Raw genomic sequence first — 17,222 nt, 5'->3', positions numbered from 1 at the left:
CCGCGGCCCCTGTAGTCGTAGGGGCGCAGACGGCGCGGGGACCTACTGAGGCCGTCGTGTATGCCGGCTGCGGCGCCGGCGAAGAGTAACGGCGCAGGCGAGCATGCCGAGGCCCCACGCGATCAGAAGGGCGCCCCACAGCGGCATGGTCACCTCAGGGACGAGAAGGCGGATCTTCACGTTCTCGCGGTTCTCGAAGATGAAGACCAGAGCGATCGCGGTGATCAGAACGAACGGTGCGAGGCGGCGGACGCCGGGGCGGGAAAGAAACGGCGTGTGCGCCTTGTGGTCTGAGCTGGTCTGAGCCATGGGGTGTCTCTCCATCGCGTTGCCCCTGCATCCAGCGTCCTCTGTCGGCGCGGGGTGCGCCACCGAAGGGGCGGCCGCTCTGATGGGGGGAGGCACGCGGGCGCCGACCGAAGACACCGGCTCGTGCAGGTCACGACCAGGTGCGGCTCGGCGCGGTCAGCCGATGCACAGCACGAGCAGGCAGACCTGCGACGGCGAGGTCGTGGCCGGCGCGGTGCTCGCCGGCGACGTCCCCGAGTCCGTGGCGTCGGAACCGCCGGCGGCAGCAGTGGCAGCGGGCGCGGGCGTCTGTGCCGGCGTCGCATCGGCCGTGTCGGTGCGGTCGGACACCGTTCCGTCCGAGGACGGGGCAGTGGTCTGCGGCTGAGGCTGCGACATTTCCGTCGTACGGGGCGGGGCAGCCGCGTCCGGCCGGGTGTTCGGCGGAGTGGTGGGGAGGGAGGCGGTGGCCTGCTGTCGGTCTGGGTGGTCCGACGCGGGCGACTGCGTGGGAGGCGTGGGCGAGGAGCGTTGTATGTCGGGCTGTGTCGACGTCGGGCGGGCGTCCTGTGCCGCCTGTTCCTCGACGCCTCCCATGGCCGGGTCCTTCGGCGCCATGGCCGCCTGTGTCCGGTCGCCGGACTGCCGGTCCATGGAGGCCAGGGTCAGTCCGCCGCCGATGAGCGCGACCGCGGTGGCGACCACGGCCTTGCGCTGGTTCTTCTTCCAGCGGGCACGCTGGCGACGCCGCGCGGCCCGCCCCTGCGGCGCGATCGGCCCACCCTCAGGACCGCCGGACGGGTCGCTCTGCGGGACCTCGTCCATGCCGCCCCCGGCCGCCACCTCGTGCCGCAGTCGGCCGTCGCGACCGTGCCACGCGTCGAAGGCGATGGGCTCCGATGCTGGTGCCGCTGCCGCACTCGCGGTCACGGAGGTCGGCGTGGTGGCCGGAGCGATGTCCGGGGCGTAGGCACCGCACCCGGGGCACACCAGGGCACCGTTGAGATGGCGGCGACATGTGGAGCAGTAGTCCATGTGCGGTCTTCCTGAGTTGACATGCCGTCGACCCGCCGGGCCACGGCCCGGTCACGTTCGTACGTGGGATCGAGCGGCGAGCAAACAGTAGCGACGGTTCCGAAACGCTGTGTGGAGGCTGTGCGGAACTCCTGCGGGGATCCCGGGGCTCGCGTGTGAGGGCCGAACGATCACCATTGTCACTGGCATGCCATACGCTGCCTTTCTCGGCAGCGTCCACACACCCGTCGTCGGTGTGAGGGGGGACGCGCGGCCGGCTCATCGTCATTTCCGCCCGGCGACCACCGGGCTGTTCTGTGGGGGTTTACATCACTGTGCGCAGGCGCACCATCTCGACCGCGACCGCACTCGCGGTCGTCTTCAGTTCCGCCGTTCTCGCCGTCGGCGCCGCGGGGCCGTCCGTGGCCGACTCCGCGAAGACACTTGCGGTGAAGTCGGTCGGCGACATCGTCGTGGACGGCGCCCACCAGCGCGTCTACGTCTCCGACCCGACGGGCGGCAAGATCGTCGTCACCGACTACGCGGGCGCCGTGAAGGCGACGCTGAGCGGGCTCTCCGGCGTGAGCGGCCTCGCGCTGTCCGCCGACTCCGGGCAGGTGTACGCGGCCGTGAAGAACGGCAACCGGATCGTCTCCGTGGAGACCGGTACGTACACCCAGACCGCGAGTTACCCGGTGGGCGCGGCTCCCGGTGACCTGGAGGTCGTGGACGGCCGGATCTGGTTCGCCCACGGCACCGACTTCGGCTCGCTCGACGTCTCCGGCACCGAACCCGTCGTCCATCTCGCCGAGCGGGGCGACGTCGACTTCTCCGGCGCCTTCGGGATGTTCCTGGCCTCCGACCCGGCCGTCCCGGGCGTCCTGGTGGCAGGCAACGGCGGCGATCTCGCCGTGTACGACGTCTCGGCCGACGGGGCCACGCTGCGGGTCAAGGGCGACATGGACACCGCCGTGAAGCAGCTGGACCTGACGCCCGACGGCAGCCAGGTGCTCACCTCGTGGGGCAGCCCCGACAACGGCTACGGCATCGGCGCCTACTCGACCACCGACCTCACCGAGCGGGCCGGTTACCCCATCGACGCGTACCCGAACGCCGTGCGGGTAGCGCCCGACGGCAGCGTCGCGGGCGGCAGTTTCTCCTGGTACGAGCCCGACGTGCACATCCACCGGCCCGGTGACCCGACGCCGACGCGGGAGTACGACTTCCCCAACACCGGTGACAGCAGCGGCGCCGACACCCTGGTGGACGGAGCGCTCGCCTGGGCGCCGGACGCGAGCCGCGTCTTCGCCGTCTCCGTGAACACCCACGGGACGTACACCCTGCGTGCCCTGACCGACCCCACGAAGGAGCTGCCCACCCTCAAGGTGGCGGCCCCCGCCACGGCGGAACGGGCCAAGAAACTCACCGTCACCGGCAAGCTGACCTCGAAGACACCCCTTCCCGCGGGCACCGGCCTGAAGGTGACCCGCACGGACCTCGAGTCGCCGAGCGGCAAGGCCCTGGCCGCCGTCACCACGAAGGCCGACGGCAGCTTCTCCTTCCCGGACACCCCGCCCGCCGGCGGCAAGGTCACCTACAAGGTGTCCTACGCGGGCGACGCCACGCACGCCCCCGTCTCCGGCTCCGACGCGGTGCAGGTCTCGCGCAAGGCGACCACGCTGACCCTGAACAACAACGGCAAGCTGTACTCGTACGGCAAGGACGTCACCTTCACCGCGCATCTCGGCACGACGTACAAGAACCGCACCGTCGCGATCTACGCGGACCCCTTCGGCGCCGACAAGCCGAAGAAGCTGCTGAAGAAGGCCAAGGTCAACTCCAGCGGCAACCTGTCGGCGACCGTCGACATGACCCGGGACACCGCCGTCACCGCCGTCTTCGACGGCGACGCCCGCTCCGCGCCCAAGACCGTGAAGTCGACCGGGTACGCCCAGGCGAAGATCTCCACCGCCGTCTCCAAGCACTACAAGACGGGCAAGATCGGCTCCACGACGTACTACTACTTCCGCAAGAACACCGACCCGCGGTTCACCACGACGATGAACTACTACTCGGGCCGCCAGCAGCGGTTCCAGCTCCAGGTCTACTACCAGGGCTCCTGGTACGACTCCGGGTCCGAGTACTTCGCACTGGCCACCAACGGCAAGTCGGCCGTGAACCTGGAAGCGCCGGGCGAATCCGGCATCCGGGCCCGGATGCGCTCGTCGTACATCAACGGCTCCTCCGGCGACAGCGTCAACTCCACTACCCACGGCGCCTGGAAGTACTTCACCTTCACCAACTGATCCCGGCCCCGACCGCCGAACCGGTACGGCCCCGAGCTCACGGAGTCGTACCGGTGGCGTCCTCCTGCGGTGACACCTGATTCAGGGCGGTATGCGGGTCTTCATCCCCCGGCGCACGGGTACTCGGCGGTCTGTGCAACGACCGTCGCCGAATCTCAGCGAGGAGGACCCCGTGAGCACGGTGAAGAAGGCAGTAGACGTCGAGGTTCCCGTCCACACCGCCTACAACCAGTGGACGCAGTTCGAGGAGTTCCCGAACTTCATGGAGGGCGTCGAGGAGGTGCGCCAGCTCGACGAGCGGCACAACCACTGGAAGACCAAGATCGGGGGAGTGCAGCGCGAGTTCGACACCGAGATCGTCGACCAGCTGCCGGACGACCGGATCACGTGGCGGGTCGTCGAGGGCGACGTCCGGCAACGGGGATCGGTCAGGTTCGAACGGCTCGACGACACGCACACCCGGGTGGAACTGACCATGGACGTCGAGCCCTCCGGCATGGTCGAGAAGGGCGGGGACATGCTCGGCATGATCGACCGCCGGGTGAAGGGAGACCTGCACCGCTTCAAGGACTACATCGAAGGGCGCGGGGGAGAGACGGGTGCCTGGCGAGGTCGGATCCGGCCCGAGGACCCCGGTTCGCCCCTCTGACAACCGAAGCGCTCTGACAACCGAAGCGCTCTGACAACCGAAGCGCTCTGACAACCGAAGCGCTCTGACACCCGAAGACCCTCCGACACCCGAAGGACGGGAAGGCCGGCGGCGGGCACGACGTGCCGCGGACTGCCGCGGGGGTGTGCTCAGTGGTCGTCGGTGATGGTGGTCGCGATGCCGTTGCTGATCTCGACCTCGGCGCTGAAGCCCTTCTTGGCGGCCGTCTCCAGTTCGCCCTCGGTGCACTCGATGCCGCCCTGGCCGCCCTCGCCCGTGTTCGTGTCACCGCAGATGTCGCCGTAGCCCCAGATCTCGGTGTCCTCGGCGACGAGGAACTGCTGCTCGGTGCCCTTCATGTCGGAGACCGTGTACTTGCCCGGCGCCAGGTAGGAGACGTTGCCGAACCAGGTTCCGTCGACACCCTTGCCCTCGTCGATGCCCTCGACGACGGTGTCGCGCGAGTCGGAGTCGGGGGCGGAGCCGGCGTCGGATCCGGTGTCCTGCTGAGGGGCGCGGCGCTCGGTCACCAGGGTCGCCGCGCCGTTCTTCATCTCCACGTCGGCGTTCACGGCACCCTTCTTGAGGGCCGCCTCCAGCTGGTCGGGGGTGCACGGCGCGTCCACCTTGGAGCCCGCCTCGCCGCATATCGTGCCGGCGCCGTAGACCTCGGTGTCGTCGGCGACCCAGAACTGCTGGTTGCTCTTGCCCGGTACGGACACGATGTACTTGCCCGGGGCGAGGTAGGTGACCTTGCCGTTCCTGAACGAGCCGCTGACGCCCTTGGAGTCCTTGGAGTCCTTGGAGTCAGAGGCCTTCTCCGCGGCCGCCACCGGGCTTGCCGGGTCCGCCGGGCTCGTGCCGGACGAGCTGTCGGCGGTGCCGTTCTGGCAGGCCGTCATCAGCAGTCCGGCGGTGATCGCGGCAGCGGCGACAACGGCCTTGCGCAGGTGGCGGTTCATCACGGGAGGTTCCTTCCGAAGTGGGGAGTAGCAGGGAGCCGGCGGCGTTCTCCACCGGTTTCCCGCTCTGCGCTGACTATGAGGCGTCCCAGAGCCCGCAGGTCACGCCCGTCTTCCCTTCAGGACACCGCCGTGGCACAGCCGTGACACAGCAACACACCGGCTGTGGACGGCGGTTCGTCGATGCGCCGTCCTGAACCGCGACCGTCCGCCCGCGCTCAGCCGGTGAGGGCGTCGCCCGGGCCCGCCTCGACGACGTGATCCAGCGGACCCAGGGCGCCATGTGGCAGCCGGAGTACGACTGACCGGACGAGGAATGCCATGCCCGCGACCCTCTGCACACCGCCCTGCGGCGACTGATCCGCAGCTCGCCGTACGCGTCACTTCCCGCGGACGGCCGCGAGCGCCAGCACCATGCTCGTGAGCAGCACGAACAGCACGAGTGAGGCGAAGAACAGGACCTCGATCCCGCCGGCGTTCGCACCGGTGAGCGTGCCGTCGGCGGACGCGCATGCCACCTCCGGCGGAAAGCTCTGCCGGCGCAGGTCGCCGCAGGTGTTCGGCAGGTCGTCATTGACGACGTACGCGTTCGCCCAGCACAGCGCCCAGCTGAGGAGGAAGACGCCCAGCGAGGCCAGGGAGAGACCCCACAACGCGGTCGGGCGGGGGGCTGTCTCGGAGCCGGTCGGAGGTGCCGTCATGACCGGGAGCGTACTGGCACGCACGATCTTCTTGGTGTGACCAGGTCGGTCAGTCACCACCCGCAGCCTCAGCGCCAGTCGGGTACGCCCGAGGCGGGCGGCAGGTGGGCTTCGATCTTCGCTCGTACCTCCCGCATCACCGAGACGATGCGGGCCTCGTGTTCCCGGGTCAGCCGGGCCACCGGGACCGAGCAGCTGATGGCGTCGGTGGCCGGTGTGTCGTACCGCAGGGCGAAGCCGAAGCCGGCGATACCGGTCACCGTCTCCTCGCGGTCGATGGAGTAGCCGCGCTCGCGCACCTGGGCCAGGTCGGCGAGCAGGGCGGCACGGTCGGTGCGGGTGTTCTCCGTGAGGGCCGTCAACGGCCCGCCCGCGACCGGCAGTTCGTCGTCGGGGCGCTCGGCGAGCAGTGCCTTGCCGAGGGCGCCGGCATGGGCCGGGACGCGGCGGCCGACGCGGCTGATGGTGCGCAGGTACTCGTGGGACTCGCGGGTGGCGAGGTAGACGACGTCCGGGCCGTCGAGCCGTGCCATGTGGATCGTCTCGCCGAGCGCGTCCGACGCCTCGTCGAGGTACGGGCGGACCGTACGGATGCGCCGGTCGCCGTCGAGATAGCTGGTGCCGGTGAGCAGGGCGCGGATGCCGATGCCGTAGAGGGAGCCGGTGGCGTCGGTGCGGACCCAACCGGAGTCGACGAGGGTCTGGAGCAGCTGGTACATGCTGCTGCGCGGCACGCCCAGTTCCTCAGCGAGCTGGTCCAGGCGCGAGGGCTGCTCGCCCCGCTCGGCGAGCAGTTCCAGCAGCGCGACGGTCCGGGCCGCCGACTTCACACCGCGGACACCTCTCCCCTCCGACATGGGCCCATCGTAAATCCGCGTCGATCCGAGTCCGCCCAACCCGTTGACCCACTCAGTTCACCCATCTAACCTCCATCTGCATACGTAGACGCCATCTGCATACAGGGATGAGCGTGAGGGCTCACCCAACAGTTCAAAGGGGAACTGCCATGCCTCTCCTCGTAGTCGGGATCAGCGTTCTGGTCCTGCTTCTCCTGATGACCAGGCTGAGGCTCAACGGCTTCGCGGCCCTCCTGCTCGTGGCGGTCGGCGTCGCACTGGTCCGGGGCATCCCGGTGGCCACCATCCCGGACGTCCTCTCCGAAGGCATCGGGGACCAGATCGGCGACACCATGCTCACCATCGGACTCGGCGCCATGGTCGGCCGGGTCATGGGGGACTCCGGCGCCGCACAGCGGATAGCCGGCAAGCTCCTCGACGCCTTCGGCCCGCGCTGGGTCCAGGTGGCCATGGTGGTCACGGCCATGCTGATCGGCGTGACCATGTTCTACGAGGTCGCTTTCATCATCATCGTGCCGATCGCGTTCACCCTGGTCAGGGTCACCGGAACGAAGCTGCTGTGGGTCGGCCTGCCGATGTCCATCGCCCTGTCCACCATGCACAGCTTCCTGCCGCCGCACCCCGGCCCCACCGCCGTCGCCGCGACCTTCCACGCCTCCGTCGGACTGACGCTCTTCTACGGCCTGTTCATCGCCGTTCCCGCCGGCGCGCTCATCGCCCTGACCTGGCCCCGTCTCCCGTTCATCAGGGCGATGAACCCCTCCATCCCCAAGGGCCTGGTCAGCGACCGCGAGTTCACCGACGAGGAGATGCCCTCACTGGGCTGGTCGCTGTTCGTGGCGCTCTTCCCCGTGGCGCTGATCGTGGCCGCCGCCGTGACCGACATGGCCACCTCCAGCGAGAGCCCGTTCCTGAACTTCGTCGCCTTCATCGGCTCGGCACCGATCGCGCTGCTGCTGACGCTGTGCCTGGCCATCTGGGCGTTCGGGCCGCGGATCGGCCGGAGTCTGGAGGAGGTCGGCGCCTCCTGCACCTCGGCGGCCAAGGCGATGGCGATGATCCTGCTGGTGATCGGCGCCGGCGGGGCTTTCAAGAACGTGCTCGTCGAAGGCGGGATCTCCGACTACATCAAGGACGCCACGGACGGCTGGTCCATCTCGCCGATCGTCCTCGCCTGGCTCGTCGCCGTCATCCTCCGCATCGCGCTCGGCTCGGCCACGGTCGCCGTCGTCACGGCCTCCGGTGTGGTGCTGCCGCTCCTGGCGGGCAGCGGGGTCCACCCGGAGATGATGGTGCTCGCCGTCGCCTGCGGTTCCATCGCGTGCTCCCACGTCAACGACCCGGGATTCTGGCTGTTCAAGGAGTACTTCAACCTCTCCGTCATCGAGGCGATCAAGGTCCGTACCACCTACACGACGGTGCTGGCCGTCCTCGGCCTGGGAGGCGTCCTGGCGGCCGAGTGGGCCCTCGACGTCCTCAGCCTGTAACTCGACTCATCCATGACACAAGGGACTTGGACCATCATGAGCAGTCAGCCGACCGTCACCGAGTTCGCCGTCTACCCCGTCGCCGGCCGCGACTGCATGGAGCTGAACCTCTCCGGCGCCCACGGCCCGTACTTCACCCGCAACATCGTCGTCCTCAAGGACTCGGAGGGCCGTACGGGACTGGGCGAGGTGCCCGGCGGCGAGAAGATCACCCAGACGCTCCGCGACGCCGAAGCCCTCGTGCTCGGTGCGAAGGTGGGCGACTACAAGCGCGTCCTGCGCGAGATCGGCGACCGGTTCGCCGACCGCGACGCCGGCGGACGGGGCGCCCAGACCTTCGACCTGCGGACCACCGTCCACACGGTCACCGCCGTCGAGTCCGCGCTGCTCGACCTCCTCGGGCAGCACCTCGACGTGCCCGTCGCCGCGCTCCTGGGCGACGGCCAACAGCGGGACTCCGTAAGAGTGCTGGGCTATCTCTTCTACGTCGGCGACCCGGACCGGACCGACCTGGACTACGTCCGCGAACCGGACGCGCCCGTGGAGTGGTACCGGCTCCGGCACGAGGAGGCCCTGTCGCCGGAGGCGATCGTCCGCCAGGCCGAGGCGGCCTACGACCTCTACGGGTTCCGGGACTTCAAGCTCAAGGGCGGCGTCCTGGAGGGTGCCGAGGAGGTGGCCGCCGTACGCGCCCTCAAGGACCGTTTCCCCGAGGCCCGGATCACCCTCGACCCGAACGGCGCGTGGTCACTGCGCGAGGCGATCGAGCTGTGCCGGCCCCTGGTCGGCACGCTCGCCTACGCCGAGGACCCCTGTGGAGCCGAAGGCGGCTACTCCGGACGGGAGATCCTCGCCGAGTTCCGCCGCGCCACCGGCCTTCCCACCGCGACCAACATGATCGCCACCGACTGGCGCCAGATGACCCACGCCCTGGCCCTCCAGTCGGTCTCCATCCCGCTGGCCGACCCCCACTTCTGGACCATGAAGGGCTCGGTGCGCGTGGCGCAGCTGTGCAACGCCATGGGCCTGACCTGGGGCTGCCACTCCAACAACCACTTCGACATCTCCCTGGCCATGGTGACCCACTGCGGCGCCGCGGCCCCGGGCGAGTACAACGCCCTGGACACCCACTGGATCTGGCAGGAAGGGCTGGAACGGCTCACCACCGCCCCACCGCGCATCGTCGGTGGAGAGATCGCCGTCCCGGACGCCCCGGGGCTGGGCGTCCGCCTCGACATGGACCGGCTCCTCGCGGCCCACGACCTCTACCGGGAGAAGGCGCTGGGGGCACGCGACGACGCCGTCACCATGCAACACCTCATCCCTGGCTGGGAGTTCGACGGCAAGCGCCCCTGCCTGGTGCGGTAGTCGACCAGGTAGAGCACCCGCGATCCGCGTGCCGTGACCTACCACCCGTATCCCGAACGCCGTAACGACAACCACGCAGGGGGAACCACCATGCAACGGGGCAGCCAAGCCGACGCAGGCATCGTCGGCCGCCGCGTCCGCGACGCCCACCGCGGACGGCGGCAGCACCGGTTCAAAGACCAACGGGGGGAACTCGTCGAACGGGAACGGGAGCGGGAGCGGGAGCGGGAGCGGGAAGAACCCCAGTAGCGGGGGCAGCAGCACAGCCAAGCCCGCGGACTGCGCGACCGGCTCGCTGAAGTTCACGGCCGAGCAGGTCTCCCGGCCCGTCAACCACATCGTCATCAAGGCCACCAACAACGGCCCGCGGCCCTGCAACCTCCTTGCCTTCCCGCTCCTGGCGTTCGAGAAGGACGCGCAGGCCGCCACCGCCGAGATCGAGGAGAGCCGGCCGCAGGCCGTCGTCACCCTCGCCCCCGGCGCCACCGCCTACGCCGGCGTGACGACCTCGTCCGGCGACGGCAGCGGTGAGCGGTCCGTCCGCAGCTCCGTCATCAGCCTGCACCTCCACGGCCGAACGGCGGCAGCGTCGGCGGCGCAGCGAAGATTCCGGCGCCCGGCGGCTCCCTCCACGTCGAGCCGAGTGCGGCCAAGGTGACGTACTGGCAGGACAACGTGACCGACGCCCTGACCTGGTGAACGCGGTGTGATCTTTTCAGCCACCCGTGATGCACCCCGCAGCCGCGGCGAAATCGGCAGGAAACGGGCCGGACCGGTCGCGCACCCGCGCGGCACGCGGGCCGTGCTCCGGACTGATACCGGCGTTCCGGGCCGATCCGTACAGGTTCTGAGGCACTATCCAGTGGTGCTCCCCCCGATATCCCGGCTGCCGGTGCCCGGAACGGGGATACCGGATGCCGCACCGCAACCGCAGTGGCTGAAAACGTGTCTTTGGACGCGTGGCCGAAGCTCCGGGGCGGGTGAGTCTCCGGTGCACGTGCGGCCTTGGGGGGCTGGGATGAACACATGGGGAGTGCCCGGATACGCCGAGTCACTGGAGCTCGGATCAGGGGCGAGCGGGCGGGTCGTCCTGGCCGTGCACGAGGAGACGGGCGTGCCGGTCGCGGTGAAGTACCTCAGCGAGTCACTGCGCACCCGGCCGGGCTTCGTACGCGAGTTCAGGGCGGAGGCGCGGCTGCTCGGCGGCCTGGACAGCCCGTACGTCACCGGGTTGTACGAGTACGTCGAGAGCCCGGACGGCGCCGCCATCGTGATGGAGCTGGTGGACGGTGTCTCGTTGCGGACCCTGCTGACCAGGGAGAGTCCGCTCGATCCCGAGGCCGCGCTGGTGATCCTCAAGGGGTCGTTGCTCGGCCTGGCCGACGCGCACCGCGTCGGCGTCGTCCACCGCGACTACAAACCGGCGAACGTCCTGGTCGTACCGGACGGATCGTCCAAGCTGGTCGACTTCGGGATCGCGGTGGACGCCGGCACCAGCGTCGGCGTGGCGGGAACCCCCGCCTACATGGCCCCGGAGCAGTGGACCGGCGCGCCCGCCTCGCCCGCCGCCGACGTGTACGCGGCCACGGCCACCTTCTTCGAGTGCCTGACGGGCCACAAGCCGTACTCGGGTGACAATCTCGCCGAACTCGCGCTGCAGCACGTCGACGCGCCCGTCCCCGCCGAGGAGGCCCCCGAGGCGGTGCGGGAGCTGGTCCGGCGCGGTCTGGCCAAGGACCCGCGGGAACGGCCCACCCACGCCGAGGAGTTCGTCACGGAACTGGAGGCGGTGGCCGGCGCCGCCTACGGGCCCGACTGGGAGGAACGCGGCCGCGGCCGGCTCGCCGCGCTGATGGCTCTGGTGCCGCTGCTGCTGCCCTCGGCCCGTAGTGCCCCACGTACCACGACGGACACCGCACGCACGGTCCTGAGCAGTGAACCGGGCCTCGGCTGGGCGCGGTCGTGGCGTCCCGGCCGACCAGGGATGCTGGTGGCCGGTGCGGCCGTGCTGCTGGCGGTCCTCCTCACCTACGGCATCCAGCACACCCCGCTGGGAACGGATCCCCAGCAGGCGGCGCAGGCCCTGGCCACCACAAGGGCCCAGCCCGGTGTGGAGTCGGGAGAGCTCAGCGCTCCGCCGACCGCGTCGGCGAACTCGTCCCCGCCGCCCCCGACGTCCTCCGTGTCACCCAGCCTGTCGCCCTCGGACCCGGCGTCACCTGGCACCGACGAGCCTTCGGCGTCCGCCACCACGGCTCCGGCTCCGGCCGCCCCGGAGACGACGACACCCGGCGCGGCGACCACCGAGGCGACGCCGACGACCACCGCACCCACCTCGCCGGCCGCTCCCGCCGTCAAGGACGTCGCGGTGTCGGGCTTCCGGCAGACGGGTCCGACGACCGCCTCGGCAACGATCGACATCACCACGGACGGCACCGGACCGCTCTCCATCACCGTCTCGTGGTTCACGGGCGACACCGGGGGACAGCCCGGCACCCCGGACGGTGCGTCCCAGACGTTCGAGCGCAGCGGTGCCACCCAGTACACGCTCACCGTCGACCACACGTTCCAGGGCAAGGGCTGTTACTGGACGGTGCAGGCCACGACCACTCCGGCCGCCGCCGACGGCGGCGCCTCGCAGCAGCTTCTGACCAGGGGGTGTCTCATCGGATGAGCGCTCACAACGACCGCACTCCCGCGTCCGCCGAGGACCGGGAGCCCACCCGGGTACTCGGCTCCGCCGACGAAACCCGGGTGCTCGGTCCGGCCGACGAAACCCGGGTGCTCGGCCCCGCCGACCACCACACCTCCACCCTCCACCTCGGCCCCACCGACGAACACGCCCCGGGCGACGAACACGCCCCGGGCGACGAACACGCCCCGGGCGACGAACACGCCCCGGGCGACGAACACGCCCCGGGCGACGAACTCGGCTCCGCCGACGCCGAGTACAGCGCCACGGTGCTGGCCAGCCACTGGATCCAGCGGCCCGAGCCGGACACCACCACCCGCGTCGGGCCGCCCTCCACGGGGACCCTGCCGCCACCGCCACCGCCGCCGACGCCGCCCGACCGTGCCGAAGGCACCGTGCTGCGTTTCGGCCCGGGGGTGACGGCCGCCGCCGCGCACCGTACCCACAGGACGCTGCCCGCCCTGCCGCCGCCTCGCGTGCCCCCGCGCCGACGCCTGCGAAGACACGCGCTGCCCGCGCTCGTACTGATCGTCGTCCTCGCCTTCCTCGCCTGGCAGCGCCTCGGGCCCGCCGTCGCGGTGCGTACGGCGGCGGTCACGGCCCGGCCGACGGCTCTGGGATGCGACGGCACAGCGGACATAGTCGCCCTCGTCGCCACGAACGGCCGGCCGGGCACGCTCTCCTACCGCTGGACCCGAAGTGACGGCACCGCCTCGGGCGTCCTGCACGAAGTGGTGGTCCGGGGCCAGAGACAGGCACGTCTGCACCTGCTGTGGACCTTCCAGGGCAAGGGCCACTACACGGCAGGGGCCGAGCTACGGCTCCAGTCCCCCGCCCACCGCACGGTCACCACCCACTTCACGTACGACTGCCCCTGAAGACACCCGGCGCGACGCAGGTCAACTGCCGCTCCGTGCGGGTGCCTTGCCGTGCTGGTCGACGACCGCGCGCTTCATGATGGCGCTGGTCCCGAGCAGGGTGTCGGAGCTGATCCCCTTGACCTCGTCCTTGGTGATGTACGAGCGCGAGCCGAGGAAGGCGAGGGTGTCCTTGTCGAAGATCCATTCGTCACGGGTCGCGGAGGAGGCGTCTTCGCGGGTGACGGCGATGCCGTGCCGGCCGGCGGCGTCGACGGCGTCGGGGATCTCCTTCACGCCGGGGATCTTGGCGGCTGCCTTGTAGAAAGCAGCGGCGTTCGCCGGCGGCATGATCGTCTCGCTGATCAAGCTGCCGATCTGGGAGAAGACGGCCTGCTCCTTCGACTTGCCTTCGTCCACCCGGGTCTGGGCGTAGAGCACGTCGAGCAGCGCGTCGGGGTCGGTGGGCAGGGAGGCCAGCCACTTGTACGTGGGGTGGTGGATGCCCGCCGGGACGGGAGCGGAGGACTCGATGGGGATCAGCTGACCGGGCATCACGGCACCCTTGCCGGATTCGCGAATCCACCCGGTGTTGGTGAGGGGCCCGGGGTCCTGCGCCATCCAGACCTCCCGCTTGTTCAGGGCTCCGAGCCGCACGGGACCGTCGAAGGTGCCCTCGTTGGAGCGGCCCAGGCTCTCGACGTACACGAACTGACCGTCCTTCACCGGCGTCGCGTCGGTGGCCATGGCTGCTACGGCGATCCGGTCGAGAACGGCGGAGGCGCTGTTGCTGCCGACGGCCCGGGTCTTGGGGGCGGACGTGTCGTCACCGCCGGAGAGGGTGACGATCAGCGCGCCGGCCAGTGCCATCGACGCGAGGGGCAACAGCACGACGCCACGCGCCAGTCGACGGCGTGGTGTCGGGCGCGCCGGGGTGGAAGGGGTGCGGTCGTGGTCGATGTGCTGCATCAGGACGTCCTTGAAGTGGAGGTGTCGGCTCGGCGGGAGGTCCCATTCGGCCGGAGCCGACAGCAGTTCTTCGCTCTCACTGTTCATCCTGTTTCCTCCTGCAGAAACATGGCCGCGAGCGCGGCCTCACTCTCCTTCTCTCCGCGAGGGCCCCGCGGTTCCGCCTTCGCGCGGTCGAGTCGCCCGGAGCTGATCCGGGCCAGCCGCGCCCGGGCACGCGACAGCCGCGACCGCACGGTGCCGACCGGGATGCCGAGCGCCTCGGCGGCCTGCTGGTAGTCCAGACCGGCCGACACGCACAGGGCGAACACCTCCCGGTCCTGGCGGCGCAACCGGCCCAGCGCCTCGTGAACCACCGCGAGACGGCGGGCGTCATCGATCCGGCCGGCCGTCTCCTCCGCGAAGTCCTCGACGGCACGGGGTTCCGGGCTGCGCGCCAGGAAGGCGAGCCGTCGGCGCAGCCCACGGTTGGCGTTGTGCGCCTTGTGCGTGGCGATGCCGAGCAGCCAGGGTTTGAGCGAACCGCCCTCCGCCTCCACGGTCTCCCGGGTACGCCAGGCGGCGAGGAAGGTCTCCGACATGGCCTCCTCGGCCTCCGACCAGTTGCCGGTCAGGCGCAGGGCATGGTTGTAGACCGCCCGCGCGTGCTCGTCGTACAGGTCGGCGAATGCCGCACGGTCCCCTGCCCGTATGCGCGCACGCATCGTTTCCGGTGGTTCTGTTTGCCTCACACTCACTACTCTCCGCGGGTCCGGCGGAGTTCCTGTGGCCTCCGCCACACCGCCACACCGTTGCACGCGGGCCCCTCTCTCGGAGTGTTCCAATCAGCCCGCACCCTGTGGAACGCCCTGTCGGAGCTGATCGCGTGAACACCCTCTGGAAGCGCCTGCCCAGCGATGTCGTCCCGGACGTGGTCGACGCCGAGCCGCTCTCCGGCGGCGCGGTGAACGACGTCTGGCGGCTGACCCTCGCCGACGGAACGGCGTACGTCCTCAAGGGATCCGTCGACGCTCCGCCCGACCTGTTCCCGCTGGAGGCGGCCGGACTCAGGGCGCTCCATGAACGCGCGGGCATCCGTACGCCCCAGGTGTTCGAGGTGAGTACGCACCACCTCCTCATGGAGGCGCTGCACCCCCGGCCCGACACCGACGAGTTCTGGGAGGCCGCGGGCCGGACCTTCGCCACCCTGCACACGGTGCGCGGCGACCGGTTCGGCTGGGACACCGACGGATGGCTCGGCCTGCTTCCCCAGGAGAACGGCTGGGCCGACGACGGCCACGAGTTCTTCGCCGAGCACCGAATCCGTCGCTACCTGCGCGAACCCAAGGTCCGCCACGCCCTCGACCCGGCCGACCTGGCGGGCCTGGAGCGAATCTGCGAAAGCCTCCCACAGCTCGTCCCAGCCTCCCCGAGTGTCCTCAACCACGGCGATCTCTGGCGCGCCAACATCGTCGCGGACCCGGCCGGCGACCCCGTGTTCCTCGACCCGGCGGTGTGCTGGCTGTGGGCCGAGTCCGACCTCAGCATGACGTACTGCTGCGACCCTCCGCCGGCCCGCTTCTTCCACGCCTACGAGGAGATCACCCCCCTCCCCGACGGCTGGCGCGACCGCATGCCGCTGCTGCACCTGCGCGAACACCTCAGCGTGCTGGCCCACTTCGGCACGCACGGCGACACCGTGACGCGGGTCCGGGACGTCGTCCGTACGTTCTCCTGACTCCGGGAAGCCCGCGGCGCCCAAGCCGTCCGTCTTGTCGGCTCCGGTGCGGTACCACTGGAGTGCCCGGCCGACGCCCACCCGAGGCCGCTCCCCTCTGGTCTGGTCCTGCGTGCGGACAAAGGGCGATCACTTGGCGGCCGGCCTCCTGATCATGTCCCCGCTCCTGCTGGCGGAACTCGATCATGTGGCCACGCGTGAGTTGGGGCGCGAGGCCGCCCTGAGCGCGGTCGACGACCTGCGGCGCTGGATGAGCCGGGGCCGTGTCGTGATGCCGGAGATCACGGAGGACCACTTGGGTGCCGCCCAGTCCGTCCGAGTCCGCTACGGCGCGCTCGACCTGGACCTCGCGGACGCGGTGAACGTGGCGCTTGCGGCCGACTACGACACCGACGCGATCCTCGCCCTCGACCGGAGGAATTTCCGGGCCGTAAGACCATTGGGCCGCCACAAGTTGTTCCGGGTACTCCCGGACGACCTTCCGCTCTGACGCGGGATCCTCGGCATCTTGTCGAGAAGAAGTAAGGCTCTCGCCAGGGAGAACTCCTTGAACGCATGGGAGTCGTAAACGCTCTGCTGTCCACGTGCGGGTCCTGGGAGTGGACCTGTCGCGCGCCGCGAACGCGGGTGAATCGGCTCAGCCGCGCGGTCCTGCGCCGTGCAGGAGTGTGTCGATGACGAGTGTCGCCAGTGCGTCCGGGTCCTGTGCGGCAGGGTCCTGGTCCGCGCCGGGCCTGTTGAGGGCTTCGCTGAGGAGGGCGTAGTACACCTGCCGCGTCCAGTCCAGGTCGGCGTCCGGGGCGAGCAGTCCCTCGTGCTGTGCCCGGTTCAGGAGTACGACGGTGTGGGTGTTGATCTCCTCCCAGAGGGCGGCAGCGGTGGGGGTGTGGGCCGTGGCGTGGCTGAGGGTGAAACGCCAGGTGCTCTTGACCCGCAGGACGTTCGCCGTCACCCGGTACAGCGCCACGAGTGCGGGAGCGGACTCGGGCCGGGCTTCCTCGATCGCCTCGACGAGCTGCTGCTTCGCGGAGACGGCGAGCGCCTCCAGCAGCGCCTGCCGGTTCGCGAACCGGCGGTGCACCGTGATCCTGGTCAGCCCCGCCGCCTCGGCGATCTGCTCCATGGAGGCGCCGGCGTCCTCGGCGAGGACCCGCTCGGCCGCCTGCAGAATCGCGCGCACACTGCGCTCGGCATCTGCCCGCAGTGCTCGGCCCATGTCTGTCTCCTGTCTCGTTCACTACCTGGTCCCGTGTAGAGGATACGTGAACGCTACGGGTATCTCATTAATTGATGCTCTTATGTTGCGTCTGCCGATGTAACTGATACATTGATGAAACGGATCGATGCTGAGTGCG

The 17,222-nt window shown here is 70.1% G+C and carries 17 protein-coding genes and 1 pseudogene; 10 read left to right on the top strand and 8 right to left on the bottom strand.

Annotated elements, in window-relative coordinates; translation table 11 throughout:
• Positions 1 to 42: 42 nt before the first annotated feature.
• Both OG252_RS24745 and OG252_RS24740 read right to left on the bottom strand, forming a co-directional pair.
• A complete protein-coding gene (locus tag OG252_RS24745) occupies positions 43 to 309 on the bottom strand; it encodes a hypothetical protein (protein WP_266436324.1) in 267 nt (88 codons plus the stop codon).
• Positions 310 to 465: 156 nt separating this feature from the next.
• Positions 466 to 1,323 carry an SCO2400 family protein gene (locus OG252_RS24740; RefSeq protein ID WP_329338771.1) on the bottom strand — a complete coding sequence of 286 codons (858 nt, stop codon included), beginning with the start codon at positions 1,321 to 1,323 and terminating at the stop codon, positions 466 to 468.
• A gap of 314 nt (positions 1,324 to 1,637) precedes the next feature.
• On the opposite strand from OG252_RS24740, the gene OG252_RS24735 reads away from it, so the two are divergent.
• Together OG252_RS24735 and OG252_RS24730 are read left to right on the top strand one after the other, a co-directional pair.
• On the top strand, positions 1,638 to 3,608 hold the full coding sequence (locus OG252_RS24735; protein ID WP_329338770.1) for an Ig-like domain repeat protein: 1,971 nt from the start codon (positions 1,638 to 1,640) through the stop codon (positions 3,606 to 3,608).
• A gap of 172 nt (positions 3,609 to 3,780) precedes the next feature.
• Positions 3,781 to 4,257, top strand: coding sequence for an SRPBCC family protein (locus tag OG252_RS24730; protein ID WP_266436318.1), 477 nt, complete (start codon positions 3,781 to 3,783; stop codon positions 4,255 to 4,257).
• Between the two features lie 149 nt (positions 4,258 to 4,406).
• On the opposite strand, the gene OG252_RS24725 is transcribed toward OG252_RS24730, so the two are convergent.
• From OG252_RS24725 to OG252_RS24715, 3 genes are all read right to left on the bottom strand, one after another.
• Positions 4,407 to 5,219, bottom strand: coding sequence for a hypothetical protein (locus OG252_RS24725; RefSeq protein ID WP_329338768.1), 813 nt, complete (start codon positions 5,217 to 5,219; stop codon positions 4,407 to 4,409).
• Positions 5,220 to 5,599: 380 nt separating this feature from the next.
• Positions 5,600 to 5,920: a hypothetical protein gene (locus OG252_RS24720; protein WP_266436316.1), complete on the bottom strand. Its 321-nt coding sequence runs from the start codon at positions 5,918 to 5,920 to the stop codon at positions 5,600 to 5,602.
• Positions 5,921 to 5,988: 68 nt separating this feature from the next.
• Positions 5,989 to 6,777 (bottom strand): IclR family transcriptional regulator, encoded by a 789-nt coding sequence (locus OG252_RS24715; RefSeq protein ID WP_266436314.1) that lies wholly within the window; start codon positions 6,775 to 6,777, stop codon positions 5,989 to 5,991.
• Positions 6,778 to 6,926: 149 nt separating this feature from the next.
• Here OG252_RS24715 and OG252_RS24710 point away from each other — a divergent pair, with 149 nt between their 5' ends.
• From OG252_RS24710 to OG252_RS24690, 6 genes and pseudogenes are all read left to right on the top strand, one after another.
• Entirely contained in the window at positions 6,927 to 8,264 is a 1,338-nt protein-coding gene (locus OG252_RS24710; RefSeq protein WP_266436311.1) for a gluconate:H+ symporter, read from the top strand.
• 36 nt (positions 8,265 to 8,300) lie between these two features.
• Positions 8,301 to 9,632: an enolase C-terminal domain-like protein gene (locus tag OG252_RS24705; RefSeq protein ID WP_329338765.1), complete on the top strand. Its 1,332-nt coding sequence runs from the start codon at positions 8,301 to 8,303 to the stop codon at positions 9,630 to 9,632.
• A gap of 90 nt (positions 9,633 to 9,722) precedes the next feature.
• Entirely contained in the window at positions 9,723 to 9,881 is a 159-nt protein-coding gene (locus tag OG252_RS24700) for a hypothetical protein (RefSeq protein WP_329338763.1), read from the top strand.
• A gap of 43 nt (positions 9,882 to 9,924) precedes the next feature.
• Positions 9,925 to 10,290, top strand: a pseudogene (locus OG252_RS52370) (DUF4232 domain-containing protein); the annotation flags it as partial.
• Between the two features lie 360 nt (positions 10,291 to 10,650).
• A complete protein-coding gene (locus OG252_RS24695) occupies positions 10,651 to 12,306 on the top strand; it encodes a serine/threonine-protein kinase (protein WP_266436307.1) in 1,656 nt (551 codons plus the stop codon).
• Positions 12,303 to 13,202, top strand: a complete 900-nt coding sequence (locus tag OG252_RS24690; RefSeq protein ID WP_329338760.1) for a hypothetical protein — start codon at positions 12,303 to 12,305, stop codon at positions 13,200 to 13,202. The genes OG252_RS24695 and OG252_RS24690 overlap by 4 nt, the downstream gene beginning before the upstream one ends.
• 21 nt (positions 13,203 to 13,223) lie before the next feature.
• Here the strand turns inward: OG252_RS24690 and OG252_RS24685 are convergent, their stop codons facing one another.
• Positions 13,224 to 14,237 (bottom strand): CU044_5270 family protein, encoded by a 1,014-nt coding sequence (locus OG252_RS24685; protein ID WP_329338758.1) that lies wholly within the window; start codon positions 14,235 to 14,237, stop codon positions 13,224 to 13,226.
• Positions 14,234 to 14,854: an RNA polymerase sigma factor gene (locus OG252_RS24680; RefSeq protein WP_329338756.1), complete on the bottom strand. Its 621-nt coding sequence runs from the start codon at positions 14,852 to 14,854 to the stop codon at positions 14,234 to 14,236. Before OG252_RS24680 ends, OG252_RS24685 begins: the two co-directional genes overlap by 4 nt.
• A gap of 161 nt (positions 14,855 to 15,015) precedes the next feature.
• Here OG252_RS24680 and OG252_RS24675 point away from each other — a divergent pair, with 161 nt between their 5' ends.
• Positions 15,016 to 15,867, top strand: coding sequence for a fructosamine kinase family protein (locus OG252_RS24675; RefSeq protein ID WP_329338754.1), 852 nt, complete (start codon positions 15,016 to 15,018; stop codon positions 15,865 to 15,867).
• A gap of 154 nt (positions 15,868 to 16,021) precedes the next feature.
• On the top strand, positions 16,022 to 16,357 hold the full coding sequence (locus OG252_RS24670; RefSeq protein ID WP_329345189.1) for a PIN domain-containing protein: 336 nt from the start codon (positions 16,022 to 16,024) through the stop codon (positions 16,355 to 16,357).
• A gap of 147 nt (positions 16,358 to 16,504) precedes the next feature.
• Here OG252_RS24670 and OG252_RS24665 read toward each other — a convergent pair whose 3' ends face one another.
• Positions 16,505 to 17,083: a TetR/AcrR family transcriptional regulator gene (locus OG252_RS24665; protein WP_329338752.1), complete on the bottom strand. Its 579-nt coding sequence runs from the start codon at positions 17,081 to 17,083 to the stop codon at positions 16,505 to 16,507.
• Positions 17,084 to 17,222: the final 139 nt, after the last annotated feature.

It is taken from the genome of Streptomyces sp. NBC_01352 (genome assembly GCF_036237295.1).
GTDB classification, from domain to species: domain Bacteria; phylum Actinomycetota; class Actinomycetes; order Streptomycetales; family Streptomycetaceae; genus Streptomyces; species Streptomyces plumbiresistens.
Note: the sequence above shows the minus strand (reverse complement) of the source record. Positions and strands in the feature narration are given on the sequence as shown.